Origin of the sequence: Streptomyces sp. CB02980 (genome assembly GCF_014451325.2) — a bacterium.
Classification (GTDB): Bacteria; Actinomycetota; Actinomycetes; order Streptomycetales; family Streptomycetaceae; genus Streptomyces.
Genome location: NZ_JACSCH020000003.1, coordinates 292,753 through 318,812 on the forward strand (window position 1 = coordinate 292,753; position 26,060 = coordinate 318,812).

29 protein-coding genes and 1 riboswitch are annotated in these 26,060 nt (G+C 73.6%); of the genes, 15 read left to right on the plus strand and 14 right to left on the minus strand.

The window, feature by feature from the left end; genetic code table 11:
* Positions 1-19: 19 nt before the first annotated feature.
* Positions 20-168, minus strand: a riboswitch (cobalamin riboswitch).
* Between the two features lie 341 nt (positions 169-509).
* From E0F75_RS08255 to cobJ, 3 genes are read left to right on the plus strand one after another with little or no spacing between them, the layout of a single operon-like run.
* On the plus strand, positions 510-1,748 hold the full coding sequence (locus E0F75_RS08255) for a cobalamin biosynthesis protein CobG (RefSeq protein WP_374115383.1): 1,239 nt from the start codon (positions 510-512) through the stop codon (positions 1,746-1,748).
* A 14-nt stretch (positions 1,749-1,762) separates the two neighbouring features.
* Positions 1,763-2,398, plus strand: coding sequence for a precorrin-8X methylmutase (locus E0F75_RS08260; RefSeq protein ID WP_187622157.1), 636 nt, complete (start codon positions 1,763-1,765; stop codon positions 2,396-2,398).
* A complete protein-coding gene (gene cobJ, locus E0F75_RS08265; protein ID WP_187621840.1) occupies positions 2,395-3,879 on the plus strand; it encodes a precorrin-3B C(17)-methyltransferase in 1,485 nt (494 codons plus the stop codon). The genes E0F75_RS08260 and cobJ overlap by 4 nt, the downstream gene beginning before the upstream one ends.
* A 27-nt stretch (positions 3,880-3,906) precedes the next feature.
* Here the strand turns inward: cobJ and E0F75_RS08270 are convergent, their stop codons facing one another.
* Positions 3,907-5,427, minus strand: a complete 1,521-nt coding sequence (locus tag E0F75_RS08270; protein WP_187622158.1) for a serine hydrolase — start codon at positions 5,425-5,427, stop codon at positions 3,907-3,909.
* 249 nt (positions 5,428-5,676) lie between these two features.
* Here E0F75_RS08270 and E0F75_RS08275 point away from each other — a divergent pair, with 249 nt between their 5' ends.
* Positions 5,677-7,092, plus strand: coding sequence for a fibronectin type III domain-containing protein (locus tag E0F75_RS08275; protein WP_229312622.1), 1,416 nt, complete (start codon positions 5,677-5,679; stop codon positions 7,090-7,092).
* Positions 7,093-7,095: 3 nt separating this feature from the next.
* On the opposite strand, the gene E0F75_RS08280 is transcribed toward E0F75_RS08275, so the two are convergent.
* The gene (locus E0F75_RS08280; RefSeq protein ID WP_187621842.1) at positions 7,096-7,821 is read right to left on the minus strand and encodes a cobalt-precorrin-6A reductase; all 726 of its coding nucleotides are present in this window, start codon (positions 7,819-7,821) and stop codon (positions 7,096-7,098) included.
* Positions 7,822-7,833: 12 nt separating this feature from the next.
* Between E0F75_RS08280 and E0F75_RS08285 the strand changes: the two genes are divergently transcribed.
* Positions 7,834-8,967: a cobalt-precorrin-5B (C(1))-methyltransferase gene (locus E0F75_RS08285; protein ID WP_187621843.1), complete on the plus strand. Its 1,134-nt coding sequence runs from the start codon at positions 7,834-7,836 to the stop codon at positions 8,965-8,967.
* Positions 8,968-9,039: 72 nt separating this feature from the next.
* Here the strand turns inward: E0F75_RS08285 and E0F75_RS08290 are convergent, their stop codons facing one another.
* Complete coding sequence (locus tag E0F75_RS08290) at positions 9,040-9,753, minus strand: hypothetical protein (RefSeq protein ID WP_187621844.1); 714 nt, start codon at positions 9,751-9,753, stop codon at positions 9,040-9,042.
* Positions 9,754-9,816: 63 nt separating this feature from the next.
* On the opposite strand from E0F75_RS08290, the gene E0F75_RS40700 reads away from it, so the two are divergent.
* Positions 9,817-9,891 carry a 50S ribosomal protein bL37 gene (locus tag E0F75_RS40700; RefSeq protein WP_015034725.1) on the plus strand — a complete coding sequence of 25 codons (75 nt, stop codon included), beginning with the start codon at positions 9,817-9,819 and terminating at the stop codon, positions 9,889-9,891.
* 104 nt (positions 9,892-9,995) lie between these two features.
* Here the strand turns inward: E0F75_RS40700 and cobM are convergent, their stop codons facing one another.
* The 3 genes from cobM to E0F75_RS08305 all read right to left on the minus strand — a co-directional run bounded on the left by cobM (position 9,996) and on the right by E0F75_RS08305 (position 12,226).
* The gene (cobM, locus tag E0F75_RS08295) at positions 9,996-10,745 is read right to left on the minus strand and encodes a precorrin-4 C(11)-methyltransferase (RefSeq protein ID WP_187621845.1); all 750 of its coding nucleotides are present in this window, start codon (positions 10,743-10,745) and stop codon (positions 9,996-9,998) included.
* On the minus strand, positions 10,742-11,968 hold the full coding sequence (cbiE, locus tag E0F75_RS08300; RefSeq protein ID WP_187621846.1) for a precorrin-6y C5,15-methyltransferase (decarboxylating) subunit CbiE: 1,227 nt from the start codon (positions 11,966-11,968) through the stop codon (positions 10,742-10,744). The genes cobM and cbiE overlap by 4 nt, the downstream gene beginning before the upstream one ends.
* A 129-nt stretch (positions 11,969-12,097) precedes the next feature.
* Positions 12,098-12,226, minus strand: coding sequence for a DUF6126 family protein (locus E0F75_RS08305; RefSeq protein ID WP_229312591.1), 129 nt, complete (start codon positions 12,224-12,226; stop codon positions 12,098-12,100).
* A 109-nt stretch (positions 12,227-12,335) separates the two neighbouring features.
* On the opposite strand from E0F75_RS08305, the gene E0F75_RS08310 reads away from it, so the two are divergent.
* The 3 genes from E0F75_RS08310 to E0F75_RS08320 are packed head-to-tail and all read left to right on the plus strand — an operon-like array spanning position 12,336 to position 14,547.
* Entirely contained in the window at positions 12,336-13,424 is a 1,089-nt protein-coding gene (locus E0F75_RS08310; RefSeq protein WP_187622159.1) for an LLM class flavin-dependent oxidoreductase, read from the plus strand.
* 3 nt (positions 13,425-13,427) lie between these two features.
* Positions 13,428-14,066 (plus strand): FMN reductase, encoded by a 639-nt coding sequence (locus tag E0F75_RS08315; protein ID WP_187621847.1) that lies wholly within the window; start codon positions 13,428-13,430, stop codon positions 14,064-14,066.
* 52 nt (positions 14,067-14,118) lie between these two features.
* Entirely contained in the window at positions 14,119-14,547 is a 429-nt protein-coding gene (locus E0F75_RS08320) for a universal stress protein (protein WP_187621848.1), read from the plus strand.
* A gap of 10 nt (positions 14,548-14,557) precedes the next feature.
* Here the strand turns inward: E0F75_RS08320 and E0F75_RS08325 are convergent, their stop codons facing one another.
* Entirely contained in the window at positions 14,558-15,709 is a 1,152-nt protein-coding gene (locus tag E0F75_RS08325) for a MerR family transcriptional regulator (RefSeq protein ID WP_187622160.1), read from the minus strand.
* A 173-nt stretch (positions 15,710-15,882) separates the two neighbouring features.
* On the opposite strand from E0F75_RS08325, the gene E0F75_RS08330 reads away from it, so the two are divergent.
* Entirely contained in the window at positions 15,883-16,254 is a 372-nt protein-coding gene (locus tag E0F75_RS08330) for a glyoxalase superfamily protein (RefSeq protein ID WP_187621849.1), read from the plus strand.
* A 7-nt stretch (positions 16,255-16,261) separates the two neighbouring features.
* On the opposite strand, the gene E0F75_RS08335 is transcribed toward E0F75_RS08330, so the two are convergent.
* Together E0F75_RS08335 and E0F75_RS08340 are read right to left on the minus strand one after the other, a co-directional pair.
* Positions 16,262-17,125: an ABC transporter permease gene (locus E0F75_RS08335; RefSeq protein ID WP_187621850.1), complete on the minus strand. Its 864-nt coding sequence runs from the start codon at positions 17,123-17,125 to the stop codon at positions 16,262-16,264.
* Positions 17,122-18,090 (minus strand): ATP-binding cassette domain-containing protein, encoded by a 969-nt coding sequence (locus tag E0F75_RS08340; protein ID WP_187621851.1) that lies wholly within the window; start codon positions 18,088-18,090, stop codon positions 17,122-17,124. The genes E0F75_RS08335 and E0F75_RS08340 overlap by 4 nt, the downstream gene beginning before the upstream one ends.
* A 313-nt stretch (positions 18,091-18,403) precedes the next feature.
* Here E0F75_RS08340 and E0F75_RS08345 point away from each other — a divergent pair, with 313 nt between their 5' ends.
* Positions 18,404-18,979, plus strand: coding sequence for a hypothetical protein (locus E0F75_RS08345; protein ID WP_187621852.1), 576 nt, complete (start codon positions 18,404-18,406; stop codon positions 18,977-18,979).
* On the opposite strand, the gene E0F75_RS08350 is transcribed toward E0F75_RS08345, so the two are convergent.
* The 5 genes from E0F75_RS08350 to E0F75_RS08370 form a co-directional block, all read right to left on the minus strand.
* On the minus strand, positions 18,937-19,341 hold the full coding sequence (locus E0F75_RS08350) for a hypothetical protein (RefSeq protein WP_187621853.1): 405 nt from the start codon (positions 19,339-19,341) through the stop codon (positions 18,937-18,939). The genes E0F75_RS08345 and E0F75_RS08350 overlap by 43 nt on opposite strands.
* 108 nt (positions 19,342-19,449) lie before the next feature.
* Positions 19,450-19,890 carry a RidA family protein gene (locus E0F75_RS08355; protein ID WP_187621854.1) on the minus strand — a complete coding sequence of 147 codons (441 nt, stop codon included), beginning with the start codon at positions 19,888-19,890 and terminating at the stop codon, positions 19,450-19,452.
* Positions 19,887-21,104, minus strand: coding sequence for an MFS transporter (locus E0F75_RS08360; RefSeq protein ID WP_229312592.1), 1,218 nt, complete (start codon positions 21,102-21,104; stop codon positions 19,887-19,889). Before E0F75_RS08360 ends, E0F75_RS08355 begins: the two co-directional genes overlap by 4 nt.
* Before the next feature lie 167 nt (positions 21,105-21,271).
* Positions 21,272-21,745 (minus strand): Rrf2 family transcriptional regulator, encoded by a 474-nt coding sequence (locus tag E0F75_RS08365; RefSeq protein ID WP_187622161.1) that lies wholly within the window; start codon positions 21,743-21,745, stop codon positions 21,272-21,274.
* A 68-nt stretch (positions 21,746-21,813) separates the two neighbouring features.
* Positions 21,814-23,172 carry a PLP-dependent aminotransferase family protein gene (locus tag E0F75_RS08370; RefSeq protein ID WP_187621856.1) on the minus strand — a complete coding sequence of 453 codons (1,359 nt, stop codon included), beginning with the start codon at positions 23,170-23,172 and terminating at the stop codon, positions 21,814-21,816.
* Between the two features lie 58 nt (positions 23,173-23,230).
* Here E0F75_RS08370 and E0F75_RS08375 point away from each other — a divergent pair, with 58 nt between their 5' ends.
* From E0F75_RS08375 to E0F75_RS08390, 4 genes are read left to right on the plus strand one after another with little or no spacing between them, the layout of a single operon-like run.
* The gene (locus E0F75_RS08375; protein ID WP_187621857.1) at positions 23,231-24,037 is read left to right on the plus strand and encodes an alpha/beta fold hydrolase; all 807 of its coding nucleotides are present in this window, start codon (positions 23,231-23,233) and stop codon (positions 24,035-24,037) included.
* 37 nt (positions 24,038-24,074) lie between these two features.
* On the plus strand, positions 24,075-24,506 hold the full coding sequence (locus E0F75_RS08380; RefSeq protein WP_187621858.1) for a hypothetical protein: 432 nt from the start codon (positions 24,075-24,077) through the stop codon (positions 24,504-24,506).
* 14 nt (positions 24,507-24,520) lie between these two features.
* Positions 24,521-24,958, plus strand: coding sequence for a hypothetical protein (locus E0F75_RS08385; RefSeq protein WP_187621859.1), 438 nt, complete (start codon positions 24,521-24,523; stop codon positions 24,956-24,958).
* 4 nt (positions 24,959-24,962) lie between these two features.
* Positions 24,963-26,042, plus strand: coding sequence for an endonuclease/exonuclease/phosphatase family protein (locus tag E0F75_RS08390; protein ID WP_187621860.1), 1,080 nt, complete (start codon positions 24,963-24,965; stop codon positions 26,040-26,042).
* The last annotated feature ends 18 nt before the right edge of the window (positions 26,043-26,060 follow it).

Sequence of the window (26,060 nt, forward strand, 5' to 3'; positions counted from 1 at the left end):
GGGGTTGTCCGCGCCCCGGGTGGTCGTGTGGATGGCAGGAGTTCCTGACTCACCCGTTCCGGTTCGTGCCGAGGCACGTCCGGTACGGGCTCACAGTGGCGGGACCGCGCCGGATTCTCACCGGGCTTCCTCCCCGGGGTCCTGGGACCCCATGCCGTCTGCATAGTAGATCGTGCGGTCGACGGGCCGGGCCGGGTCCCGGAGTCAGCCGGATCACACTGCGGATCACCCTGCGGATCACCCTGCGGATCGCCCTGCGGATCACCTTGCGCGCGGGATCGTGCGCCGGGCCCGCTTGCCGCCCCGGACCGACCGGCCTCCGCCCCCGAACCCGAACGGCCTCCGCCCCGGACCGGCCGGCCTCCGCCCCCGAACCCGACCGGCCTCCGCCGCCGGACCTACCGGCCTCCGCCCCCGCGGTCGGCCGGCCCGCGGTCGAGGGGCGGGCCGACCTGGCGGCCGGATCGCGCCCGGTGGCCGCCCGGGGGCCCGTCGGTATGCTCGCCGCCATGCCGCCCACCCCGCCCCCGACGCCCGACCCGGGCGAACCTCGCATACGGGACCGTGGCGACGCGTGCCCCGGGGCGCTGCGCCTGCACTCCGCCGACGACGGTCGCCTCGCCCGACTCCGCCTGCCCGGCGGCCGTTTGACGTCTCGTCAGGTCGAGATGCTGGCGGACGCGGCGGAGACCCTGGGCGACGGACGGCTCAGCATCACCTCGCGCGGCAACGCCGAGCTGCGCGGCCTCGCCGACGACTGCGGGGCCGAGCTGGCGGCGCTCCTCGACGAGGCGGGCCTGCTGCCCTCCCCCACCCACGAACGCGTCCGCAACATCGTCGCCTCCCCCGCCTCGGGCCTCGACGGACTCGGCGCCGCCGACGTGCAGTTGTGGGCCTGCGAGCTGGACGCCCACCTGCGCTCCGCGCCCTGGGCGGCGGCGCTTTCCGGCCGGTTCCTCTTCGTCCTCGACGACGGGCGCGGTGACGTCGCCGGGCTCGGCGGGGATGTGACCTTGGTCGCAGTGCGTGGCGGAGAGGCCGAGCTGCACGTCGGCGGACGGGCCGTCCGGCTCGCGAGCTCCGACGCGCCCGGCGCGGCCCTGGCGGTGGCGGGCGGGTTCCTGGCAGCGGCCCGGAAGGCCGGAACCGGGGCCTGGCGGGTCCGGGAACTCCCGGAGGGGTACGCGGTGGACGTGGCGGAGTCCGGAGTGACGGCGCGGCCCGTAGCCGCGCCGGAACTCCCCCAGGGCCCGCCCCTCTCCCCCGGCGTCCTCGGGCCCGCCGCACTCTCCGTACTCGCCCCGCTCGGCCGCCTCACCGCCGCACAGCTCCGGGCGCTGCTCCCCGCCGAGGAGGTCCGGCTCACGCCCTGGCGCGGGGTCGTCGTGGCCGGGGCCGGCGCCGACCGGCTGCCCGCCCTCGACGCGGCCGGGCTCATCACCCGCCCCGACTCCCCCTGGGCCGGTGTCACCGCCTGCACCGGGCGGCCCGGCTGCGCGAAGTCCCTCGCCGACGTCCGCGCCGACGCCGGCCGGCTCGGTGCCGGGGACGTCGACCACCCCGTCGAGCACACCGCCGCCCCCGTCCTCCCCGTGCACTTCTCCGGGTGCGAGCGCCGCTGCGGACACCCGCACGGCGCCTGGACCGACGTCCTCGCCACCGCCGGCGGCGACTACCTGGTGGACGGCGTCCCCACCCCCCGTACCGCCCTGCCCGGAGCCGTGACCGCGGCCCGCACGACGAGATGAGCGAGAGCAACAGGATGTTCGACTACGAGAAGGACGGGGCGGAGATCTACCGCCGGTCCTTTGCCACGATCCGCGCCGAGGCGGATCTGGCGGGCCTGCCCGCCGACGTCGCCCAGGTGGCGGTCCGGATGATCCACGCCTGCGGCATGACCGACCTCGTACGCGACATCGCCTGGTCGCCGCAGGTCGTCACGAACGCCCGCGCCGCCCTCCGGGCCGGAGCGCCGATCCTCTGCGACGCGCAGATGGTCGCGAGCGGTGTCACCCGGCGCCGGCTGCCCGCCGACAACGAGGTGATCTGCACCCTCTCGGACCCGTCCGTGCCGGCCCTCGCCGCCGACCTCGGCACCACCCGCTCCGCCGCCGCCCTCGAACTGTGGCGGGACCGCCTCGAAGGCTCCGTCGTCGCCATCGGCAACGCGCCGACCGCCCTCTTCCACCTCCTGCAGATGGTCGCGGAAGGGGCCGGAAGGCCCGCCGCCGTCCTCGGCATACCGGTCGGCTTCATCGGCGCCGCCGAGTCCAAGGACGCCCTGGCCGCGCAGGACCTGGGCCTCGACTACCTCGTCGTACGGGGCCGGCGCGGCGGCAGCGCCATGACGGCCGCCGCGATCAACGCGATCGCCCACGAAGCGGAGATTCAGAAGTGACCGGCAAGCTGTACGGCGTGGGGCTCGGTCCCGGCGACCCGAACCTGATGACGGTGGCCGCCGTGAAGGCCATCGCCGCCGCCGACGTGATCGCGTACCACTCGGCCCGCCACGGCCGGTCCATCGCGCGCTCGATCGCCGCCGAGCACCTGCGTGAGGACCACATCGAGGAGCGGCTGATGTACCCGCTCACGGTGGAGACCACGGACCACCCCGGCGGCTACCGGGGCGCCCTGAACGACTTCTACGAGGAGGCCGCGGCCCGCCTCGCCGCGCACCTCGACGCCGGCCGCACCGTCGCCGTCCTCGCCGAGGGCGACCCGCTGTTCTACGGCTCGTACCAGCACATGCACAAGCGGCTCGCGGACCGCTACGACACGACCGTCATCCCCGGTGTCACCTCGGTGTCCGCCGCCGCCGCCCGGCTCGGCGAGCCGCTGTGCGAGGCGGAGGAGGTCCTCACGATCATCCCCGGCACCCTGCCGGAGGACGAGCTGACGGCCCGTCTCGCGGGCACCGACTCGGCGGTCGTGATGAAGCTCGGCCGCACCTTCCCCACCGTGAAGCGGGCCCTGGAGCGGGCCGGCCGGCTCGACGACGCCCGGTACGTGGAGCGGGCGTTCATGGCGGGCGAGCGGACCGGCGACCTCGTGGACGTCGACCCCGGGTCGGTCCCCTACTTCTCCGTCGCCGTGCTGCCCTCCCGTGTCGACCGCGAACCCGCCGTACGCGAGCGGGGCGAGGTCGTCGTCGTCGGCACCGGCCCGGCCGGCGCGCCCTGGCTCACCCCCGAGTCGCGCGGCGCCCTCGTCAACGCCGACGTCCTCGTCGGCTACACCACCTACCTGGACCGGGTGCCGGTGCTGCGCCCCGGGCAGATCCGGCACGGCTCGGACAACAAGGTGGAGTCCGAGCGCGCCGAGTTCGCCCTCGACCTGGCCCGCCGCGGCCACAAGGTCGCGGTCGTCTCCGGCGGCGACCCGGGCGTCTTCGCGATGGCCACGGCCGTCCTGGAGGTCGCCTGCGAGCCGGAGTACGCGGACGTGCCCGTACGGGTCCTCCCGGGGGTGACCGCCGCCAACGCGGCCGCCGCCGCCGCGGGCGCCCCGCTCGGCCACGACTACGCGACGATCTCGCTCTCCGACCGGCTCAAGCCCTGGGACGTCATCGAGGCCCGGCTGCGCGCCGCGGCCGCCGCCGATCTGGTCCTCGCGCTCTACAACCCGGGTTCGAAGTCCCGTACGCACCAGGTGGCCGCCGCCCGCGACCTCCTGCTCGAACTCCGGTCGCCCGAGACCCCGGTGGTCGTCGCCCGTGACGTCGGCGGCCCCGAGCAGTCGGTCCGGGTGGTGACCCTGAAGACCCTGGAGCCCTCCGAGGTCGACATGCGCACCCTGCTCCTCATCGGCTCCTCGCAGACGCGGGCGGTCGAGCGGGCCGACGGCCGGACGATCACGTGGACGCCGCGACGCTACGGGTGACGTCCCCGACCACCGACGGAGGTCCGGTCAGTCGCGGGTGAAGGTGCCGAGACCCGTCTCGTCCAGGTACTCGACGCGGACGGTCTTGCCGTCCGGGGAGAACGTGACGCCGGTGGGGCCGACGGCGTTCTCCCCGCGCGTCGGGAAGCTGAACGTGTCGCCGTCGTAGTGCGTGAGCCGGTACGACTGGGGCTCCGGCCCCAGTCGCAGGACCAGACCGCCGTTCTCCTCGGCCACCGTCAGGCGGCCGTAGTAGTCGCTGCTGTACGTGCCGGCGTAGGCGCTGTCCGCCTTCGCGGGCGTCGCGTCGGCCGGCGGCTTCGCGAAGTCCGTGGCCGAGCGGCCGGCCTCCGCCTCCTGCTCGTACAGGGCGTTGACGATCGGCAGCCAGTCCCGGCTCGGCTTCCCGTCCTGCGCGGTGTCGAAGAAGTCGAGGGCGACGGCGTCGGCGACGCCGACCGGCGCGCCGTTGGTGAGGACGACGATGCCGAGCTGCTCGCCCGGCAGCATCGTGACGTTGGTGTGCGCGCCGAGCGCGAACGCGCCGGTGTGGGAGAGCCGGAGCCGGCCCTCGTCGTCGTACGACACGTTCCAGCCGAGGCCGTAGAAGCCGGTCCTCGCGGCGGGTGCGTGCGCCGGGTTGGCGACGGACTCGGGGTGGTGGGTGAGGTCGAGGGCGTCCTCGGCGACGATCCGCTTCCCGTCGAGCGAGCCGTTGGCGAGCTGGAGTCGCAGCCAGATCGCCATGTCACGGGCCGAGGAGCTGACGCCGCCGGCGGGGGACTGGGCGTCCGGGTCCCGGACGAACTGCGCCTTCCAGGTCCCGTCGGCCTGCTTGACGTGGCCGTGGGCCCGGTCGGGGTTCGAGATGAAGTCCTGGAAGCTGGAGCTGGTGTCGTTCATGCCGGCGGGCTTGTAGAGGGTGTCCTCGGCGAGCTTCGCCCAGGACACGCCCTTCTCCGCTGCGACGGACTCGGCGGCCGCCGTCAGGCCGAAGTTGGTGTACGCGTAGCTGGCGCGGAACGGCGCGAGGGGCTCGTACCGCAGGTGGGACAGGATGTACTCCTGGTCGTAGCCGAGGTCCTCGAGCAGGTCGCCCGCGTGGTCGGGGAGGCCGCTGCGGTGCGAGAACAGGTCGGCGACGGTCACATGGCCGGTGACCCACGGGTCCTTCAGCCGGAACTCGGGGAGTTCGGGGTTGACCGGCTTCTGCCAGCCCTCCACGCCGACCGCTCCGGAGACGACGGTGGAGGCGATCGGCTTCGACACGGAGGCCAGCTGGAAGACGGTGTCGGCGTCGACCTTGCTCTCCTTGCCGACCTCGCGCACGCCGTATCCCCTGATGTGGACGACCTCGCCCTTGTAGACGACGGCGACGGAGACCCCGGGCACCCCGGTCTTCCTCATCAGCTCCGTGACGCTCGGGTCCACCCGGGCGACGGCCCGGTCCACGTCCGCCCGGTCGAGCAGGGGCGGCGGCTGGGCCGGGGGAGGCTCGGGGGTGGGGGTCGGGGTCGGGGGCGGGGCGGTCCCGGCGAGGGAACCCATGCCCAGCACGGCCGCGAGCCCCGCTGTGACCAGCCATCGGACAGTAACCACGCTTCCATTGAACGCCCGGAGGAAGCCGCTGTCGCGCCGGGCGGACCGGAGGCCGGAACTCGCTGGTCCAGCGGCGGAACCGGCCGGTAGAGTCCGCATCCGGCGGTGACCCGGCCCCACCCGGACCGCCCGACTCCCCCACGAGTCCGCACCACATCACCTGTTTCCCGTAGGTCCGGAAAGGGCCCTCTCTCTGTGATGACTCGTAATCGGCTGAGCGCCCTGGCCACGACGGCCGCGCTCGTCGCCTCCGGCGGTCTGCTGACCGCCACCCCGGCCGCCGCTGCCGTCTCCTGCGCCTCCCCGGTGTGGAAGGCGGAGTACTACGCCAACACCACGCTCACCGGCACGGCCAAGCTGACCACCTGCGACAGCGTCATCGCCGAGAACTACGGCCTCGGCGACCCGACGGGCGTCACGCTGCCCAGGGACAACTTCTCCGTCCGCTGGTCCGTCACCCGGGACTTCGGCTCCGGCGGCCCCTTCACGTTCACCGCCGAGGCGCAGGACGGCATCCGTGTCAGCCTCGACGGCGTCCGGAAGATCGACCTCTGGAGAAACGTCTCCGCGACGCAGCGGAAGACCGTCGCCGTGACCGTCCCCGCCGGACGGCACACGCTCCGCGTGGACTACGCGACGTGGACCGGCGCGGCGAACGTCAAGTTCGGCTACACGCCCAACACGTCGCCCACCACCGACAAGGTCCGCCCGCTCGCGCCGGCCGGCGCGTCCCTCGCGTACGACCGCGCGCTCAACAAGGTCACCGTGAAGTGGGCGGCCAACAAGGAGATGGACCACGCCGGTTACCGCCTCTACCGGCGGCTCCCCACCACCGCCTGGGCCAAGGTCAGCAGCGCCACCGCCCTGATCACCGGCACCTCGTACGTGAACTCCCCGCCGGCCACCGGCGCATCGTTCCTCTACGAGCTCCGCGCCGTGGACAAGGCCGGCAACGAGTCCTGGGGCGGCGCCGACCTCACCGTCGCCACGGTCGACCGCACGGCCCCGGCCGCGCCGACCGGCGTGACGGCGGACGACGGCGCCCCCGGCGTCACGCTCGCCTGGAAGCCCGTCGCGGGCGCGGCGAAGTACCACGTGCACCGGCAGCGCAAGGGCACCACGGACCCGGTCGCCCAGGTCGCGACCGGCGTCACCGGCACCACCTGGACGGACGCCGGCGCCGCCGAGCGGACCGACTACACGTACTGGGTCTCGGCCGTCGACACCGCCGGCAACGCCTCCGCCCGGACCGCCGTCACCGCCACGCACGACGACTGGACCGCCCCGGCGGCCGTCAAGGGCCTGACGGCGACCGCTCACGAGGACGGCGTCCACCTCGCGTGGACGCCGAACACGGAGGTCGACCTCAAGCGGTACGAGGTCTTCAAGGCCACGCTGTGGGACGACGGCGAGGGCGACACCGCCTGGGTCGCCCACCGCGTCGAGTACCTGATGCCGACGGCCTCGTCGTACGTCCACGAGAGCGCGGCGGACGGCGAGACGGTGCTCTACGCGGTGATCGCCGTGGACACCGCGCACAACATGCTCTACATCCCGGACCCGGCCATCGAATGGGTCGAGGTCACGGAGCTGGGCACGCCGGCCGAGGGCTGAGCCTCACCTCGTCCGTACCCAGGCGGCGGCCTCCTCGGGGGTCGCCGCCACCGGTACGCCCTCCGGAACCGGGGGGCGCCGGACCACGACGACCGGGAGGCCCGCCTCGCGGGCCGCGGTCAGTTTCGGGGCGGTCGCCGCGCCGCCGCTGTCCTTCGTCACCAGGACGTCGATCCGGTGGCGGGCCAGGATCTCCCGCTCGCCGTCCAGGGTGAACGGCCCCCGGTCGAGGAGGACCTCCGTGCGGGCGGGCATCGGAGCCTCCGGGGCGTCCACCGAGCGGACCAGGAACCACTCCGGGCGGTCCGCGAACGCCGCGAGACCCATCCGGCCGGTCGTCAGGAAGACGCGGTCGCCGAGGCCGTCGAGGGCCCCGGCCGCCGCCTCCAGGGACGCCACGGAGCGCCAGTCGTCGCCCTCCCCCGGGACCCAGCCGGGGCGGCGCAGCGCCAGCAGGGGAACATGGGCGGTGGCGGCCGCCCGGGCCGCGTTGAAGCTGATCCGCTCGGCGAAGGGATGCGTGGCGTCGATGACCGCGTCCACGGCGTGCCCGCTGATCCACTCCACGAGCCCGTCGACGCCGCCGAACCCGCCGATCCGCACCTCGCCCTCGGGCAGCCGGGGGCTCGCCACCCGCCCCGCGAGGGAGCTGGTGACCCTGGCCTCGGCGTGCAGCAGTCCCGCCAGTGCGCGGGCCTCGGTGGTCCCCCCGAGAATGAGTATGTGCACAGGAGCCTCTTCGTGACTTCAGGCGGCGGGCGTGAGGCCCAACTCAAGCACACGGGTCTCCGCCCGGGGTGGACGACGGGCGCCTGCGCGACGGCGGCCACGACGGCCGCGTACACGGCGCTCCTGACCGGCGGTTTCCCGGACCCGGTGACCATCACGCTGCCGAAGGGCCAGACGCCGTCCTTCGCGCTCACGGCGGAGTCCCTCGACGCCGAAGCCCGTACGGCCATGGCCGCCGTGACCAAGGACGCGGGCGACGACCCGGACGTCACGCACGGCGCCGTGATCCGCTCGACGGTACGGCTCCTGCCGGCCGGCTCGGGCGTCGTCTTCCGGGCCGGTGAGGGCGTCGGCACGGTCACCCTGCCCGGCCTGCCCCTGGAGGTCGGCGAGCCGGCGATCAACCCGGTGCCGCGACAGCTGATGCGGGAGCACGTGACGGAGGTCGCGGCCCGGCACGGCGGGAGCGGCGACGTCGAGATCACCGTCTCCGTCGACAACGGCGCCGAGATCGCCCGCTCCACCTGGAACCCCCGGATCGGCATCCTGGGCGGGCTGTCGATCCTCGGCACGACGGGGGTCGTGGTCCCGTACTCGTGCTCGGCGTGGATCGACTCGATCCGCCGGGGCGTGGACGTGGCCCGCGCGGGCGGTCTGACGCACGTGGCGGGCTGCACGGGCTCGACGTCGGAGCGGACCGTCGCGGCCCTCTACGACCTGCCGGAGATCGCGCTCCTCGACATGGGCGACTTCGCGGGCGCGGTCCTCAAGTACGTCCGCCGCCACCCCGTCGACCGCCTCACGATCTGCGGCGGCTTCGCGAAGCTCTCCAAGCTGGCCGCCGGCCATCTGGACCTCCACTCGGCCCGCTCCCAGGTCGACAAGGGCTTCCTGGCGGAGCTGGCCCGCACGGGCGGCGCGTCGGAGTCCCTCGCGGCGGAGATCGCCGGGGCGAACACGGGCCTGGCGGCCCTCCGCCTCTGCGAGGCCGCGCACGTCCCGCTGGGCGACCTGGTGGCCGCCCGGGCCCGCGACGAGGCCCTGGCGGTGCTCAGGGGCGCCCCGGTGGCGGTGGACGTGGTCTGCATCGACCGGGCGGGGACGGTGGTGGGACGGTCGGCGGTGGCGGGACCGGGCGGCTCGTAGCCGGCCGTCGGCGGTGCCGGGACCGGGCGCGTCACCACGCCCGGCTCGTCGGCCGCCGCGCTCCTCGGGCCGTCAGGGCGTCGGATAGCCGATCTCCCCCACGTCCTCGGCGAGGTCCGTGAGCGTCACCTCCGGGTTGAGGGCGGCGACGATCTCCGCCGTCAGCGGGCGCAGGGCGAGGATGTGCCGGACCGCCTCGATGTCGACCGACCGCTCGTAGTAGTCCTCGGCGAACTCCGCATACGCCTCCGCCGAGCGGTCCGTGAGGTGCTGGAAGAGGCGTACGGAACCGTCCGGGTCCTCGCGGTCCTCCAGGCCCGTGAACTCCACCGGGCCCGTGTGCCAGGCCGTGTCCGCCGGCTCGCGCCACAGACAGGCGGTGGTCACGTGGACCCCGTCCTCGTCCGTGAAGGCGGGCTCCGTCAGGTACTCGCGGAACGCCTCCGGGACTCCGTCGAGCACCCCGGGCCACGTCTCCCCGTCCGCGACGGCCCCGAACGGGCTCATCGGCGACTCGTGGTCGAAGCCACGTGCGAAGGCCCCCGCCGCGGACAGGACGATCGTGTACTCGCCACCCTGGCCGTCCTTCATCGACGCCAGCTGCTCCGTCTCCGACCAGTGCGCGTCGAAGGAGTAGTACCGGCTCTCCCACTCCGGGCTCAGCACGGCCTCCACCATCGCGAGCCCCCGGCTGTGGTCGCGCAGTTCCTCGATGCCCGGCAGCGCCCGGGCCACGTCGTAGACAGTCACGTCTCCATGAGACCGCACGCCGCTGACGGCCGACATGCGACCCCCGGGTCACGAACCTAGGCTTACCAGCACATGATCCCCGCAGCGAGAGGGAGCCCCATGGCCAAGCGAGGCAACAAGAGGCGCGCCCGCAAGAAGAAGAACGCGAACCACGGCAAGCGTCCCAACGCCTGACCGCCCGACGTCGCAGCCCTGACGTCCACGCGCGGGGCCCCGGGGATCGGACTCCCCGGGGCCCCGGCGCGTTCGTGCACCCCACGGATGTCAGCCCACAGGCGTCAGCAGACGTGGCGGTCGCGTGTCGGGTCGTACAGGTGGCTGTCGCGGAATTCCGAGGCGGCCAGCGTGCGGCCGACCAGGATGACGGCCGTCTTCGTGATGCCGGCGTCCTTCAGCTGGGCCGCGATGTCCTCCAACGTGCCCCGCAGCACGATCTCGTCGGGGCGGCTGGCCATCGCCACGACCGCCGCCGGGCAGTCCAGGCCGTAGTGGGGGACGAGTTCGGCGACGACCCGGTCCACGTAGCGCGCGGCCAGGTGCAGGACGAGCAGCGCGCCGCTGCGGCCCAGGGTCGCCAGGTCCTCGCCCTCCGGCATCGGCGTGGCCTGCTGTGCGATGCGGGTGAGGATGACCGTCTGGCCGACCGTCGGGACCGTGAGCTCCCGCTTCAGCGCGGCAGCGGCGGCGGCGAAGGCCGGGACCCCGGGGACGACCTCGTACGGGATGCCCGCCGCGTCCAGGCGTCGCATCTGCTCGGCCATCGCGCTGAACACCGACGGGTCGCCCGAGTGCAGACGGGCCACGTCCTGGCCGGCCTCGTGGGCCGTGGCGATCTCGGCGACGATCTGGTCCAGGTCCATCCGGGCCGTGTCGACGAGCCGCGCCTCCGGCGGGCACTCGGCGAGCAGCTCGGTCGGCACGAGGGAGCCCGCGTACAGGCAGACCCCGCACTTCGCGAGCGTCCGCGCGCCGCGCACGGTGATCAGGTCGGCCGCGCCGGGACCCGCGCCGATGAAGTAGACGGTCATCGCTCTTCAGAACCTTTCGTTACGGACCACTGCGTGACCGGCATCGCCTGGCGCCAGCCGGTGAAGCCGCCCACGGGGACGGCGGCGGCCACGGCGAGCCGGACCAGTTCGCCGCCGTGGCGGCGGTAGCGGTCGGCGAGCAGGGCCTCGGACTCCAGCGTCACGGTGTTCGCGACGAGCCGGCCGCCGGCGGGCAGCGCGTCCCAGCAGGCGTCGAGGAGGCCGGGGGCCGTGAGGCCGCCGCCGATGAAGATCGCGTCGGGGGCCGGGAGACCGGCGAGACCCTGCGGGGCCGGGGCCGTCACGACCCGCAGGCCGGGCACGCCGAGGCGGTCGGCGTTCCGCGTGATCCGCGCCGCCCGTTCCGCCGACTTCTCGACCGCGACCGCCCGGCAGGAGCGGTGCGCCCGCATCCATTCGATGCCGATGGAGCCGGAGCCGCCGCCGATGTCCCAGAGGAGTTCGCCGGGCGCGGGCGCGAGGGCGGCGAGCGTGGCGGCGCGCACGTACCGCTTGGTGAGCTGGCCGTCGTGTTCGTACGCCTCGTCCGGCAGACCCGGCACCGCGCCGAGCCGCAGTGTGTCCGGGTCCCGTACGCAGTCGAGGGCGAGGACGTGGAGCGCGTCGGTCCGCTCGTACGGCCAGTCGGCGGCGGTCCCGTCGAGGACCCGCTCGCGGTCCCCGCCGAGCTGTTCCAGGACCCGGATCCGGGTGCCGCCCCAGCCGGTCTCCCGGAGCAGGGCCGCGACCCGCGCGGGAGTCCCGGGGCCCTCGCCGAGGACGAGGAGCCGGCGCCCGGGGTGGAGCGCGGCGGACAGCGCGGCGAGGGGCCGGGCGACGAGCGAGACGGTCTCGACGGCCTCCAGGGGCCAGCCGAGGCGGGCGGCGGCGTACGAGACGGAGGATGGGTGCGGGTGGATCCGGAGCCGGTCGGCGCCGGCGGTCTCGGCGAGGGTGCGGCCGATGCCGTAGAAGGAGGGGTCGCCGCTGGCGAGGACGGCGATCGCCCGGCCCTCGTGGGCGGCGAGCAGTCCGGGGACGGCGGGGCGGAGCGGAGAGGGCCAGGTGACGCGCTCGCCGGGGCAGTCGTCGCCCGGGAGGAGGTCGAGCTGGCGGGGGGCGCCGATCAGGACCTCGGCGGTCCGCAGGACCCGGCGGGAGCTCTCGGGGAGCCCGTCCCAGCCGTCCGCGCCGATTCCGACGACCGCTATCGCACCGTTCACCTGCGCGACTTTACGTGAGGGCCGCTTTCCGGCGGTACGTGGCGGGCCCCACTCGGTACCTCGCCCGCGCCCTCGCAGAGCCTCGCCCGCGCCCTCGCCGAGCCCTCGCCCGGGCCTCTCGGGCGGCGCCTACTTCTGGGCGTTCTGCCCCACGTAGAACAGGATCCAGACGAAGCCGGCGAACGCGTGCGTCGCGAAGACGTAGACGAAGACGCGGAGCATCACTCCGCGCTCTTTCCAGCGCTCCAGATCGGTCATGCGCTCCAGGGTACGGGCCGGAATAGACGGAGGGGTGGCACCGTTGAGGCGGATAGTTTAAGCTTCAACCACTAGCCGCGAGGCACCAGGAACGCGAGAGGTGAGCACGATGCAGTTCGGGATCTTCACCGTCGGCGACGTGACGACCGACCCCACCACCGGCCGCACCCCCACCGAGCACGAGCGGATCAAGAACACCGTCGCCATCGCGCTCAAGGCCGAGGAGGTCGGGCTCGACGTCTTCGCGACCGGTGAACACCACAACCCGCCGTTCGTGCCCTCCTCCCCCACCACCCTCCTCGGGCACATAGCCGCCCGCACGGAGAACCTGATCCTCTCCACCTCCACCACGCTGATCACCACCAACGACCCGGTGAAGATCGCCGAGGACTACGCGACCCTCCAGCACCTCGCCGACGGACGCGTGGACCTGATGATGGGCCGCGGCAACACCGGCCCCGTCTACCCGTGGTTCGGCCAGGACATCCGCCAGGGCATCCCGCTCGCCATCGAGCACTACGCGCTCCTCCACAAGCTGTGGAGGGAGGACGTGGTCGACTGGGAGGGCAAGTTCCGCAGCGCCCTCCAGGGCTTCACCTCCACCCCGCGCCCGCTCGACGACGTCCCCCCGTTCGTCTGGCACGGCTCCATCCGCTCCCCCGAGATCGCCGAGCAGGCGGCCTACTACGGCGACGGGTTCTTCGCGAACCACATCTTCTGGCCCAAGCAGCACACCGAGAAGATGGTCCGCCTCTACCGCCAGCGGTACGCCCACTACGGCCACGGCACCCCCGAGCAGGCGATCGTCGGCCTCGGCGGCCAGGTGTTCATGCGCAGGAACTCGCAGGACGCGGTACGGGAGTTCCGCCCGTACTTCGACAACGCGCCGGTCTACGGCCACGGCCCCTCCCTTGAGGAGTTCTCCCGGGAGACCCCGCTGACCGTCGGCTCACCGCAGGAGGTCATCGAGCGCACCCTGTCCTTCCGCGACTACGTGGGCGACTACCAGCGCCAGCTGTTCCTGGTCGACCACGCCGGACTGCCCCTGAAGACGGTCCTGGAGCAGCTCGACATCCTCGGCGAGGAGGTCGTGCCGGTGCTGCGCAAGGAGTTCGCCGACCTGCGCCCCGCCGGCGTCCCGGACACGGCGCCGCTCCACCCCGCCGTCCTCAAGACCCGTACCGAGAAGGAGTCGTAAGCCATGCAGACCCTGAAGCTGGTCGCCGTCTCCGCCGGCCTCAGCTCCCCCTCCTCCACCCGGCTGCTCACCGACCGGCTCCTCCAGGCCGCGCGGTACCGGCTGGCCGAGCAGGAGTACGCCGTCGACGTCCAGGTCGTCGAACTGCGCGACCTGGCCGTGGACATCGCGAACAACTTCGTGACCGGCTTCCCCTCCGGGCGGCTCCAGGACGCGATCGACGCGGTGACCGGCGCCGACGGGGTCATCGCGGTGACCCCGGTCTTCACCGCCTCGTACAGCGGCCTGTTCAAGTCGTTCTTCGACCTGATCGACCCGGCCGCGCTGACCGGCACCCCGGTCCTCATCGGGGCGACCGGCGGCACCGCCCGGCACTCGCTCGTCCTCGACCACGCCCTGCGGCCGCTCTTCGCCTATCTGCGGGCCCTCGTCGTCCCGACCGCCGTCTACGCGGCGTCGGAGGACTGGGGCACCGGCGGCGACGAGGCCTCCCCGACGGGATGGGGGGAGGGGCTGCCCACCCGGATCACCCGGGCCGGGAACGAGTTCGCGGACACGGTCGCCGCCCGGCCGTCCCGGCGGCTCGACGACGACGAGGTCGTCCCGTTCGAGAAGCAATTGGCCGATCTGCGGCTGGATTGAGCTCTTTGTTACGTTGTGGGAGAGGGTTCCCGACAACGAACGGAGGTCGGCGATGGCCGGCAGGATCGTGGTGGGCGTGGACGGCTCGGAACCGTCCCTGAAAGCGCTGCAGTGGGCGGCCGGGCAGGCCGCCCTCACCGGAGACTCCCTCCAGGCGGTCATCGGATGGGAGTACCCGGCGTCCTGGGCGGCGGCGCCCGGGGTACCGCCGGACTTCGACCCCCAGATGCTCGCCGAGCAGTCCCTGGACGAGTCCCTGTCCCAGGCGCTCGACCCGGCCGTCGCCGCCGGCGTGACCCGAACGGTCGTCAGCGGCAACCCGGCCCAGGCCCTGATCGACCAGGCCGAGGGCGCGTCCCTGCTGGTCGTCGGCGACCGCGGCTACAGCGGCTTCAAGGCGGCGGTCCTGGGCTCCGTCTCCAGCAGGGTGACCCAGCACGCCCCGTGCCCGGTGGTGGTCGTACGGGGCACGGGGGACTGACGGGGCGTCCTCAGGCGGGCACCACGTCCGCCACCACGCACGCCACGTTGTCCGGGCCGCCCAGGTCCCGCGCCAGCGCGACCAGGGCCTCCGCCGCCTCCTCCGGACCGACGCCCGCGGCGAGCGCGCGGCGGATGTCATCGGCCGGAGCGACCGCCGAAAGCCCGTCCGTGCACAGCAGATAGCGGTCGCCCGGCCGTGTCTCGTGCACTCCGAGCTCCGGCTCGGGCGGCACGTCCCCGCCGTCCAGGGCCTTCAGGAGCAGCGCCCGGTCGGGGCGGTCCGCCGCCTCGGCCGGGTCCAGTTCGCCCGCGTCGACGAGGGCCTGGACGACGGTGTGGTCACGGGTGAGGCGGACGAACGCGCCGTCCCGCAGCAGGTACGCCCGCGAGTCGCCCACGTGCGCGAGGGCCAGGCGGCCGCCCGTCCACACGGCCGCGGTCAGCGTCGTGCCCGACTCGGCAAGTCCGGAGACCGCGCCGTCGGCCGTGCGCACCGCGTCCTCCAGGGCGTTGAGCACGTCCCCGGCGCGCGCCGAGGGGGCCGGCGACGGTACGGCCTCCAGCGCTCCGACCGCGGCCAGCGCGGCCCGCTCGCCCTCGGGGCCGTACCCGTCCGCGACGGCCAGCAGGTGCGGGCCCGCGTGGGCCGCGTCCTGCTGGGCGGCGCGGACGAGGCCGCGGTCGAGCCGCACGGCGGTCCGCAGGACGAAGGCGGGCCGGCCGGCCATCCCGGTGGCCATCCCAGTGGCCGCCCCGGTGCTCGCCCCGGCGCTCGCGGTGCTCACCCCGTCGATCGCCTTGTCGGTCATCTCGTCGGTCATCTCGGTGGGTCCCTTCAGCCGGTCCACCAGGGAGGTCGCCAGATCCCGCCGCGCCGCCGTCTCCGACTCGACCCGCGCCCAGTAGCCGCGGATCGCACGGGCCGCGCCCGCCGCGTCCGACGCGTACAGCGCGCAGACCCGTCCCACCTCGGCGAGCGGCATGCCGATCCGCCGCAGCCAGGCGATCAGCCGGGCCCGTTCGAGCTGTTCCACGGCGTAGTAGCGGTAGCCGGTGAACGGGTCGACGCGGGCGGGCGGCAGCAGGCCGAGCTCGTCGTAGCGGCGCAGCGCCCTGGCGGAGAGCCGGGAGGCGCGGGCGAAGTCCCCGATGGTCAGCATCGGCCCGGACACGGGCGCAGGCATGAGCTCTTCGTCGCGCACGACTCGATTCTCCTCCCTGTACCGGGCCTTCCGCCCGGCACGCCAGATGCTGGGCCTTCCCCGCGGGGGAAGGTCAACCGCGAGGCGGCGCACGCCGTGCGCCCGGCTGCCGCCCGGCGCATGATGCCCTCATGGACATCAGACTCGAACTGATCGGCGTGCCCGTCACCGACATCGACCGGGCCAAGGCCTTCTACGAGCGCGTGGGCTTCCACGCCGACCATGACATCCCGGTCAGCGACGACATCCGCTTCGTCCAGATGACCCCGCCCGGCTCGGCCTGTTCGATCGCCTTCGGCAAGGGGATCACGGAGATGGCCCCGGGCTCCCTGGACAACATGCAGGTCGTCGTCACCGACATCGAGGAGGCCCACCGCGAGCTCTCCGGCCGCGGAGTCGAGGTCAGCGGGATCGACGACCAGCCCTGGGGTTCCTTCGTCTACTTCGCCGACCCGGACGGCAACCGCTGGGCGGTCCAGCAGACCACCCCGCGCGGGAAGTAGCGGTCCGTCACTTGCGGTTGTAGAGCCGCATGGTGATCGCCCCGAAGACGAGCACGAGCACCGCCGACCACCCGAGCGACCAGGCGATGTCCGCGGCGGGCCAGTTGCCCGCCATCAGTTCGCGTACCGCCGTCGCCAGGTGGGTCACCGGGCTGTTGTTGACGAAGGCCTGGAGCCAGCCCGGCATCGTCTTCGGGTCGACGAAGACGTTCGACAGGAACGTCAGCGGGAAGATCACCATCATCGAGACGCCCATGACGGACTTCTCGCTGCGCAGCAGCAGACCGAACATGGTCCAGATCCACGAGAACGCGAACGAGAAGATCACCAGCAGCGCGACCCCGAGCAGCACGCCCACTATCCCGCCGTCCGGCCGGTAACCGATGAGCATGCCGACGGTCAGCATCACGGCCGAGGCGATCAGATAGCGGACGACGTCGCCGAGGAGATAGCCGACCATCGGCGCCGGCCGCCAGATCGGCAGGGTGCGGAAGCGGTCGAAGACGCCCTTCTCGATGTCGGTGTTGACCGAGACCCCCGTGTACATCGTGATCATCACGACGCTCATCACGAGGATGCCGGGCAGCAGGAACTGGATGTACGAGGAGACCGAGCCGGCCAGCGCACCTCCGAAGAGGTACGTGTACATCAGCACCATCATGATCGGGAACGCCGTCACATCGAACAGCTGCTCCGGCACGTGCTTGATCTTCAGCATGGCCCGCCAGCCGAAGGTCATCGAGGCGGAGAGCGCGCTGGGGCGCGGCGGGCGGGAGTGGCCCACGAGCAGCGCCGCGAGTTCGTCCGCCTTCGGGGCGACGAAGTCGAGCGTGTCGGTCGTCGGGGTGTCCTTGCCGGTGGTGACGGTCATGCCGTCGTTCCTTTCCTGTCCGTCAGTGCCAGGAAGACCTCGTCGAGGCTGGGCTGGCCCAGCGCGAAGTTGTCGACGGTGATCCCGGCCCGCGCCAGCTCCGCAAGGGCGCGTGCGGCCTGCTCGGCGGCGCCGAGGTCCGTTCCGTGGCCGTTGACGGTGGCGGTGAGCGCCACCGGGTCGGAGTCCAGCTGGACGGTGGCGTTCAGGGCGTCCACGATGACCCGCCGGGCCTCGGGCCGCTGCTCGGGGTCCCGGAGGCGTACGTGCACGGAACCGGAGCCGACGGAGGCCTTCAGCTCGCCCTTCGTCCCCTCGGCGATCACCTTGCCGTGGTCGATGACGGCGATCCGGGAGGCCAGCTGGTCGGCCTCGTCCAGGTACTGGGTGGTCAGCAGGACGGTGGTGCCCTGGGCGACCACCGCGCGGACGATGTCCCAGACCTGGTTGCGGCTGCGCGGGTCGAGGCCGGTGGTCGGCTCGTCGAGGAACAGCAGGTCGGGGGTGTTGAGGATGGACGCGGCGATGTCGATACGGCGCCGCATGCCGCCCGAGTAGTTCTTGACCTGCTTGTCGGCGGCCTCCGCGAGCCCGAACGCGGCGAGCAGCTGCGCGGAGCGCTCGCGGGCGGCGGGCCGGGTGTGGCCGAGCAGCCGGCCGAGCAGGACGAGGTTCTCGGTGCCGGTCAGGTCCTCGTCGACGGAGGCGTACTGCCCCGTGAGGCTCACCCGGCCCCGCACGGTGTCGGCGTCCTTGACGACGTCCTTGCCGAACACGCGGGCCCGGCCGCCGTCGGGGCGGAGCAGGGTGGCGAGCATCTTGACGGCGGTGGTCTTGCCGGCGCCGTTCGGCCCGAGGACCCCGTACACGGTGCCGGTGGGCACGCGGAGGTCGATGCCGTCGACGGCGCGGTTGCTTCCGAAGACCTTGACCAGGCCCTCGGTCTCGATGGCGAGGTCGGTCATACCGTGGATCCTCCAGGGGAAGAGGGCGCGGAGCAGACGCGCGCGGAAGAGAGCGCTCCTCCCAGTCTCCGTCGACCACCGCCGGACCGCCAGAGCGGCGGAGGCGCGTCTTCCGCGCGGGGCGTCCCGGTGTGCCGCGAACGGGGCGGGGCGTTCCCGCGAGCCTGCTCCATGGGCCTTGCTCGGTGGGCCTGCTCGGTGACGCCCCCCGGAGGACCCCGTCTCCCGGAGGATCGCGTCTCCCCCGCCCGGCGGAGGCGGAACGGTCTTCGGGGCGACGGCCGGGGGCGGGGTCCGGCGGGACCCTGATCCCATGATGAGAATCAAGGCCCTTCCCGACGTGCCCCGTTGGGCCGTCCTCGCCGCCCATGCCGTTCCGCTCGTCACCCTCCCGTCAGGGCTGTGGCGGCTCGCGCTCGTCGCCGGGCTGCCGGTCACCCAGGACGCGGACTGGGGTGCCGGCATGAGCGCGGGGGAGTCCGTGTACGTCGTCTCCCTCAGCGTCGTGTCCGAACTGCTCGCCTTCCTCACCCTGGGGCTCGTCCGCTCCTGGGGCGAGGTCTTCCCGCGGTGGATGCCGTTCCTCGGCGGGCGGCGGGTGAACCCGGCCGCCGCGACCGGCGCCGCCCTGGCCGGGGTGGCGGGGCTGTGCGCGATCGCCGCCTGGGGCGCGTACGCCTCGTACGCGGACCTGGGGCCCGGCATCCCCGCCACACCGGCCCAGGACGCCCTGCTGGTCGTCTGCTACGCGCCGCTCCTGGCCTGGCCGGTGCTGCTCGCCGCCGTGGCGGTCGCCTACCACCGGCGCCGCCGCGGCGGGAGGGGTCCTGCCGGGGGTGGGACCCGTCAGTACGGCGCGGGCCGTCCCTCGGCGTCCTCGTGGGTGTAGAAGAGGTAGTAGGCGCCGACGCCGTTGAGCGCGGCGAAGGCCAGCCCGAGTCCGCTCGACGACAGGACGCTGGCGCCCGACAGACTGAAGAGGAAACCGACCGCGATGCCCGTCAGGGACCCCCAGGCGGCGGCCCGTGCCTCGCGGGGCAGGGTGCGGCCGTAGCGCCGGAGGACGTAGATCCCGGCGCCGAGCACCACGGCCGAGATCAGGCCGAGCCACAGCTGCCCCAGGGTGGTGGCGCCGCCCTTGCGGACCACGGTCGCCGCGTAGAGGCCGTACAGGACACCGACGATGATCGGGGTGGCCAGGCCGTGCGTGCTGAACGGCTTCCGGACGGGTATCGCTGCGTGTGCGGCCATGGCAGGAGCTCCTTCGTCTCTCGCCCCCCTGCTGCTTCCCGCACCCTCAAGGGCACACCCGCGCCCGGCACCCCGCAAGTGGAACAGGCGGCGGGCCGGGCGACGGGGTCAGGCGGCCGGGCGTACGGCGACCGCGTCGATCTCGAAGAGCATGCCCGGCAGGGCGAGCGCCGCGACGCCGCTGAGGGTCTGGGCCGGGAGCCGCTCGCCGAAGTGGGCGTGCAGGCCCTTGCCGAGGACCTCCAGCCTGGCCATGTCGTGGTCGACGACGTACGAGCCGAGGCGGACGACGTGCTCCAGACCGAGGCCGACGCCTTCGAGGGCGAGCCGCAGGTTGGTGAGCGAGAGCTCGACCTGGGCGGCGAAGCCGCCGGGGACGGGCGAGCCGGACGCGTCGGAGGCGTACTGGCCGCCGATGAAGACGAGCTCGCCGGGCGCGGAGACGGCGTGGCTGTAACCGAAGGGGGTCGGGTCGTGGAGGGTGTCGGGATTGGTGATGACCCGCTGGTCGGCGGCGGTCTGAGCGGTGGCGGAGCGCTGGGCGGTCATGACTGATCGTGCCTTCCGGAGAGGACGGCCACGGGGAACGCGGCCAGGGTGAGTGCGGCGCCCGCGAGGAGCACCGTGTCGAGGGAGTACGCGTCGACCAGGAGCCCGCCGAGGAGGGCGCCGAGCGCGATCGCGAGGCAGAAGACGCTGACGTTGAGGCCGGTGGCCGTCTCGACGTCGTCGGGGGCGGCGGCCATGAACCAGGACTGGAGCGCGACCGAGACCCCGCCGTAGGCGAGCCCCCAGAGGAGCAGCAGCCCTGCGCCGGCGATCGCCGAGTCGCCGAGGAGGAAGCCGGCGAGGAGGACGGTGCCGAGCGCGGCGGAGATGACCGCGAGCGTTCGGCCCGGGGAGCGGGCGGCCAGGGTGCCGACGAGGAAGTTCCCGGCGACACCCGCGACCCCGTAGCCGAGGAGCAGGGCGCCGAGGAGCGAGCCGGAGATCCCGGAGTGGTCGGTGAGCAGCGGGCGGACGAAGGAGTACGCGAGGAAGTGCCCGGTGACGAGGGCGAGGGTGAGCAGCAGCCCGGCCCGCACCCGCCGGTTGCGGCGGAGGAGGGCGAGGAGGGTGGTGGCCGGGCCCGTGCGGTCGGCGGTCGCGCCGGTCCCTGTGCCTGCGCCGGTCCCTGCGCCTGTGCTCCCTGCGCCTGATTCCGTACCCGCTCCCGCTCCCGTTCCCGCGCCCCTTCCCGGCAGGCGCGGCAGCAGGGCCCGCAGTGCGGCCGCCGCGAGCAGGGCGAGTACCCCGGTGGCCGCGAACGCCCAGCGCCAGCCCGCCCGTTCGGTCAGGAACGTGCCCGCGGGAACGCCGAGGACCGAGGCCGCGGAGACGCCGCCGAAGATCACGGCGGTGGCCCGTCCCACGGCGCCGGCGGGCACGAGCCGGGGCGCGAGGCCGCCGGCCAGTGCCCAGAAGCCGCCGATGGCGATCCCGAGCAGGACCCGGGCGGCGAGGACGACCGCGAGGTGTCCGGCGAGGGCCGAGACGAGGTTGGCGGCCGCGGCGAGGAGCAGGAAGGCGACCAGGAGCGCCCGGCGGTCGGCGCCGGCGGCGCGGACGGTGACGAGCGGTGCGGCCAGTGCCGCGACGAGGCCGGGCACGGTCACCATGAGGGCGGCGGTGCCCTCGGAGACGGCGAGGTCGGCGGCGGCCGGTGTGAGCAGGCCGACCGGCAGCAGTTCGGCGGTCATGACCGTGAAGATGCCGAGCGTCACGGCGGCGACGGCGGGCGGCCTACCCCGCGCCGGGCCCTTCGCCTTCCCTGACAGCCCCTTCGACCGGCCCGTCGACCGGCCCGTCGACTGCCCCTTCTTTAACTGGACATCTAACATCCAGAATCACCCCCTTCAGGAGCCCTCCCACCACCGGGAGGGCGGCCGTGTCAGACGTTGGCGAACCAGCGGCGCAGCCGTTCGGGCGCGGCCGGTGCCTGGAGTTCGGCCCGTACCCGGATGTCGTCCAGGGTCTGGGCCATGAGCTCCCGGCGCCAGGCCAGGTCGGCCCGCCCCATGGCCCCGGCGATGGCGCACTCGGCGGCGTACGTCTCCGGCGCCCCCGCGCCGGGTCCCTTCTGGCGGATCTCGGTGCAGCGGAAGGCCTCGTCAGGGCCTTCGACGGCGGCGACGACATCCATCAGCGTGATCCGGTCGAGGGCGCGCGCCAGCCGGAAGCCCCCCTTGGGTCCGGAGACCGAGGTGACGATCCCGGCGCGGGCGAGCGCCTGGAGCTGCTTGTTCAGATACGCGGGGGGCAGCTCGTGATAGGACGCGAGACGCGCGGCGGTGACCGCCCGCTCGGACCCGATCCAGGCCAGGTTCAGGCAGCTGTGCAGCGCCCACTCCACGCCCTCGCTCATCTTCATATCCTGGACCATACATATCCAGAATAGAGAACGCAAGGAACGAGGGCACGGGGGAAGCCTGTTCAGGCTTCCGCCGCCAGCGCCGCCAGCCGCCCCAGCGCCTCGTCGAGGACCGCTCGCGGCGGGGACGCGAGCCCGATCCGGATCGCGTCCGGCGCCGCCCCCGTACCGTCCCGGCCGCCCACCGCGAAGGCGCCGCCCGGGGTGACCGCCACGCCCGCGCGCGCGGCGGCCGCCGCCGTGAAGGTCTCCGCCCGCCAGGGCGCGGGCAGCTCCCACCAGCAGTAGTACGCGTACGGGGAGGTCCGGACCACCTGCCCGGCCAGCCGTCGCCGGACCAGGGCGTGCCGGGCCCGCGTGTCCGCCCGCTTGGCCGCGACCACCTCGGCGACCGTCCCGTCCGCGGTCCACCGGGTGGCGGCCGCGAGGGCGAGCCCGCCCGCCGTCCAGGCGCCGGAGCGCAGGGCCTCCGCCACGGCCGCCCGGAACCGTCCGGGGACGACGAGATAGCCGACGGTCAGACCGGGGGCCAGGCGCTTGGAGAGGCTGTCGACGAGGAGGACCCGCTCGGGGGCGTGCGCGGCGAGCGGCGCGGGCGCGTCCGGCACGAGGAAGGCCCAGGTGGTGTCCTCGACCGCCGTCAGGTCCAGATTCCGCAGCAGCTCGGCCAGTTCGGCCCGGCGCCCCTCCCCCGCGGTCGAGGAGAGCGGGTTGTGCAGGGTGGGCTGGAGGTAGACGGCGGCCAGCGGCGCCGCCCGGTGGGCCGCCGCGAGCGCCTCGGGGCGTACCCCCTCCTCGTCCAGGGCGAGTGGTACGAGCCGGATGCCGAGCGTCTCGGCCACCGCTTTGACCAGGGGATACGTAAGGGCCTCGACGCCCAGCCGACCGCCGGGCGGAACGAGCGCGGAGAGGGCTGCGGCGATGGCCTGCCGGCCGTTCCCGGCGAAGAGCACGCTCTCGGGGCCGGGCGCCCAGCCGGGCCGGGTGAGCACGGTCGCCGCCGCGTCACGGGCCTCCGCGGTGCCGGTGGCGGCGGCCGGCCGGGAGACGGCATCGGCCAGGACGTCGGACCGGGCGAGGGCCGCGAGGGCACGGCCCATCAGCTCCGACTGCCCTTCGACGGCCGGGTAGTTGAGCTGGAGGTCGACGGGTGCGGCGCCGGTCGCCTCGGCGAGCGCGGGCCCCGGGAGCGGGGGTGCGGCCCGGACGAAGGTGCCGCGCCCGACCTCCCCGACGACGAGGCCGCGCCGGGCGAGCTCGCCGTAGACGCGGATGGCCGTCGAGTTCGCGATGGCGTGCCGGCGGGCGAAGACACGCTGCGGCGGCAGCCGGTCGCCAGGGCGCAGCCGCCCGTCCCGTACGGCGGCCTCGACCCGGTCGGCGATCCTCCGGTACTCCTCCACGCCCAGCCCCTCCCCCATTGCACCGAGAGCAAAGATCTTATTGCACCGAGAAGTTGCGGCTGCCTAGCCTGCGGACATGCACGCCACTCGCACCCTCCACACCGAGATCCACTACGAGGACGAGGGAGAGGGCCCGGCCCTCCTCCTCGTCCACGGCCACCCCTTCGACCACACGATGTGGCAGCCCCAGCTCGATCACTTCTCGCGCACGCACCGCGTGATCGCACCGGACCTGCGCGGCTACGGCGCCACACCGCTCGGCGCGTGTCCCGACTCCACCGACCTGGGTGTCTTCGCCGAGGACCTCGTCGACCTCCTGGACGACCTGGGCATCGATCAGTGCGTCCTCGCCGGTCTCTCCATGGGCGGCCAGATCGCCATGGAGCTCTACCGCCGCCACCCGGAGCGCATCCGGGGCCTCGTCCTCGCCGACACCTTCCCCGCCGCCGAGACCGACGAGGGCAAGGCCGCCAGGAACGCCATGGCCGACCGGCTGGTCGCGGGCGGCGCGGAGGCGATGCGCGGGTACGCCGACGAGGTCCTCGACCGCATGGTGGCCCCGTACAACACCCACGCGGCCCCGCACGTGCACCGCATGATGTGCGCGACCGACCCGGCCGGCGCGGCGGCCGCGCTGCGGGGCAGGGCCGAGCGCCCGGACTACCGGAAGACGCTGACGACGGTCCCGTTCCCCGCGCTCGTCGTGGTCGGCAGGGACGACTCGTACACCCCGGTCGCGGACGCGGAGGAGATGCACGCGCTCCTCCCCCACTCCACGCTCGCCGTGATCGAGGAGGCCGCGCACCTGCCGAACCTGGAGCGCCCCGACGACTTCAACGCCGTACTGGAGAACTACCTCCGCTCACTCGTACGGCCCCACTGAACGTTCGGAACGGTACGAACGCTCCGACGATGGGTTCATGAGCCAGAACACGGCACCACCCCGCAGGCCCACGTCCTCCTCCGCCGCCTGGGCGAGCGGCGGCACGCTCTTCGCGGGCGTCCTCATGCTCGTCACCGGCTTCATGGACGTCTTCCAGGGCATCGCCGGAATCGCCGAGGACGACGTCTACACCCGCGTCGGCGACTACGTCTTCAAGTTCAACCTCACCACCTGGGGCTGGATCCATCTGATCCTCGGCGTCGTGGTCGCGATCGCCGGCTTCGGGATCCTCAAGGGAGCGGAGTGGGGCCGGGTCGCCGGTATCGCGCTCGCGTCCCTGAACCTCTTGCTCCAGTTCCTGTTCCTGCCGTACCAGCCGTGGTGGGCGCTGTTCTCGATGGCCATCTCGGTCTTCGTGATCTGGGCGCTCGCCACGGACGAGGCGTACGGCCGGGAAGAGAAGTTCTGAGGGGCGGGCGGACGATGAGACGCACGACGACGGCGGCCCTGTCCCTGGCCGCCACCACCGCGCTCACCCTCACGGTCACCGGGTGCGACACCGTCAAGGACACGGCGGGCGACATCGTCTCCTCCGCCACGGCGGCGGTCGCCTCGGCCGCCGAGGAGAAGATGAACGAGGTCAAGGACGGGGTGAACGCCACCGGCGACGTGAAGGCCGGGCCGACGAGCACCGACGGGGACCGGACGGTCGCCGAGATCACGGCGACCAACCCGAAGGACGCGAACGCCGACTACACGGTCATGGTCACCTTCCGGGACGGGGACGGGAACTTCCTCGACTCGGTCGTCCTGAACATCGACGGAGTGGAACCCGGGAAGTCCAAGACCGGTACGGCACGCAGCAATCGCACGCTCTCGGGCGAACCGAAGGCGGAGATCGCGCAGGCCCTGCGACACTGACGGGGTGGACCGAGTCCAGACCGCGGAGCACGGGGAGACGGCGGAACCCGTGAACAGCAGCCCCGCCGAAGCGACCCCCGAGCCGACACCCGAGCCGACCCCGGGGCCGGCCCCCGAGCCGCCGCCCCTCCGGCCCAGGCACCGCGTCATGGCCTGGGCCGCGGGGCTGCTCATGGTGGTGCCGGCCCTGATCGCCGCCTGCCGCGCCCTGGACACGGACGCGATGACCCCGGTCCCCCAACTCCTCTCGGTCCTCCCCTGGCTGACGGTCCCCGCGGCCCTCGCCCTGCTCCTCGCCGCCGCGGCCCGGCGCCGGGTGCTGACCTTCGTGACGGTCCTGGTCCTGGGCGCGACCGCCTGGAGCACCGTGCCGTACATGCCGCAGACCGTCATCTCGTACGGGCTGCCGCTGGCGCGGGTGAAGGTCATCGCGGCGAACGTCGAATTCGGCCAGGGGACGGGTTCCCTGGTCGAGGCGGTACGGCGGGAACGCCCCCAGCTCGTGTTCGTGTCGGAATGCGACCGCGCCTGCCGGACCACCCTCACCAGGACCTTCGCCGCGGCGCTGCCCCACTACGCCTCCGTCGAGGGAGAGGGGTCGGTCGGCTCGATCCTGCTGAGCTCGTACCCGCTGCGCGACTGGCGGATGATCCCGTCGGCCATGGGCATGCCCGGTGCCACGGCCGAGATCGCGGGCGTGCCGGTACGGCTCCAGCTGGCGCACCCGCTGCCGCCGGTGCCGGGACAGGTGTCCCTGTGGAAGCGGGAACTGGGGCGGGTGAAGGACGCCGTCGCGGCGCAGCGCACCGGGCCGATGCTGGTCGCGGGCGACTTCAACGCCTCACAGGACCACGCGGCCTTCCGCGCGGTCCTCGCGGCGGGCGGGCTCCAGGACGCGGCGCGGCGGGCGGACCGGAGCCGCACGCCGACCTGGCCGATGGAGGGCCCGCCGCTGCCGCCGTTCGTCCAGATCGACCACGTCCTGGTGAGGGACTTCAGCGTCCGCGAGGTCCGATTCCTGGACCTGCCGGGCTCCGACCACCGGGCGGTCCTCGCGGATCTCGACCTGCGCGGGCCGCGCTGATCGTCCACCCTTGAGGAC

What these genes read in the sequence shown, in the direction of transcription:
- E0F75_RS08325 (WP_187622160.1), bottom strand. Translation starts at nt 15,709, where the DNA reads ATGCTGACCATCGGGGACTTCGCCCGCGCCTCCCGGCTCTCCGCCAGG.
- E0F75_RS08355 (WP_187621854.1), bottom strand. Translation starts at nt 19,890, where the DNA reads ATGACCGCCCAGCGCTCCGCCACCGCTCAGACCGCCGCCGACCAGCGG.
- E0F75_RS08365 (WP_187622161.1), bottom strand. Translation starts at nt 21,745, where the DNA reads ATGAGCGAGGGCGTGGAGTGGGCGCTGCACAGCTGCCTGAACCTGGCC.
- E0F75_RS08305 (WP_229312591.1), bottom strand. Translation starts at nt 12,226, where the DNA reads ATGACCGATCTGGAGCGCTGGAAAGAGCGCGGAGTGATGCTCCGCGTC.
- E0F75_RS08330 (WP_187621849.1), top strand. Translation starts at nt 15,883, where the DNA reads ATGGACATCAGACTCGAACTGATCGGCGTGCCCGTCACCGACATCGAC.
- cobM (WP_187621845.1), bottom strand. Translation starts at nt 10,745, where the DNA reads ATGACCGTCTACTTCATCGGCGCGGGTCCCGGCGCGGCCGACCTGATC.
- E0F75_RS08320 (WP_187621848.1), top strand. Translation starts at nt 14,119, where the DNA reads ATGGCCGGCAGGATCGTGGTGGGCGTGGACGGCTCGGAACCGTCCCTG.
- E0F75_RS08290 (WP_187621844.1), bottom strand. Translation starts at nt 9,753, where the DNA reads ATGTCGGCCGTCAGCGGCGTGCGGTCTCATGGAGACGTGACTGTCTAC.
- E0F75_RS08315 (WP_187621847.1), top strand. Translation starts at nt 13,428, where the DNA reads ATGCAGACCCTGAAGCTGGTCGCCGTCTCCGCCGGCCTCAGCTCCCCC.
- E0F75_RS08370 (WP_187621856.1), bottom strand. Translation starts at nt 23,172, where the DNA reads ATGGGGGAGGGGCTGGGCGTGGAGGAGTACCGGAGGATCGCCGACCGG.
- E0F75_RS08275 (WP_229312622.1), top strand. Translation starts at nt 5,677, where the DNA reads ATGACTCGTAATCGGCTGAGCGCCCTGGCCACGACGGCCGCGCTCGTC.
- E0F75_RS08380 (WP_187621858.1), top strand. Translation starts at nt 24,075, where the DNA reads ATGAGCCAGAACACGGCACCACCCCGCAGGCCCACGTCCTCCTCCGCC.
- E0F75_RS08385 (WP_187621859.1), top strand. Translation starts at nt 24,521, where the DNA reads ATGAGACGCACGACGACGGCGGCCCTGTCCCTGGCCGCCACCACCGCG.
- E0F75_RS08270 (WP_187622158.1), bottom strand. Translation starts at nt 5,427, where the DNA reads ATGGGTTCCCTCGCCGGGACCGCCCCGCCCCCGACCCCGACCCCCACC.
- E0F75_RS08340 (WP_187621851.1), bottom strand. Translation starts at nt 18,090, where the DNA reads ATGACCGACCTCGCCATCGAGACCGAGGGCCTGGTCAAGGTCTTCGGA.
- E0F75_RS08375 (WP_187621857.1), top strand. Translation starts at nt 23,231, where the DNA reads ATGCACGCCACTCGCACCCTCCACACCGAGATCCACTACGAGGACGAG.
- E0F75_RS08310 (WP_187622159.1), top strand. Translation starts at nt 12,336, where the DNA reads ATGCAGTTCGGGATCTTCACCGTCGGCGACGTGACGACCGACCCCACC.
- E0F75_RS08255 (WP_374115383.1), top strand. Translation starts at nt 510, where the DNA reads ATGCCGCCCACCCCGCCCCCGACGCCCGACCCGGGCGAACCTCGCATA.
- E0F75_RS08345 (WP_187621852.1), top strand. Translation starts at nt 18,404, where the DNA reads ATGATGAGAATCAAGGCCCTTCCCGACGTGCCCCGTTGGGCCGTCCTC.
- E0F75_RS08350 (WP_187621853.1), bottom strand. Translation starts at nt 19,341, where the DNA reads ATGGCCGCACACGCAGCGATACCCGTCCGGAAGCCGTTCAGCACGCAC.
- E0F75_RS08335 (WP_187621850.1), bottom strand. Translation starts at nt 17,125, where the DNA reads ATGACCGTCACCACCGGCAAGGACACCCCGACGACCGACACGCTCGAC.
- E0F75_RS08260 (WP_187622157.1), top strand. Translation starts at nt 1,763, where the DNA reads ATGTTCGACTACGAGAAGGACGGGGCGGAGATCTACCGCCGGTCCTTT.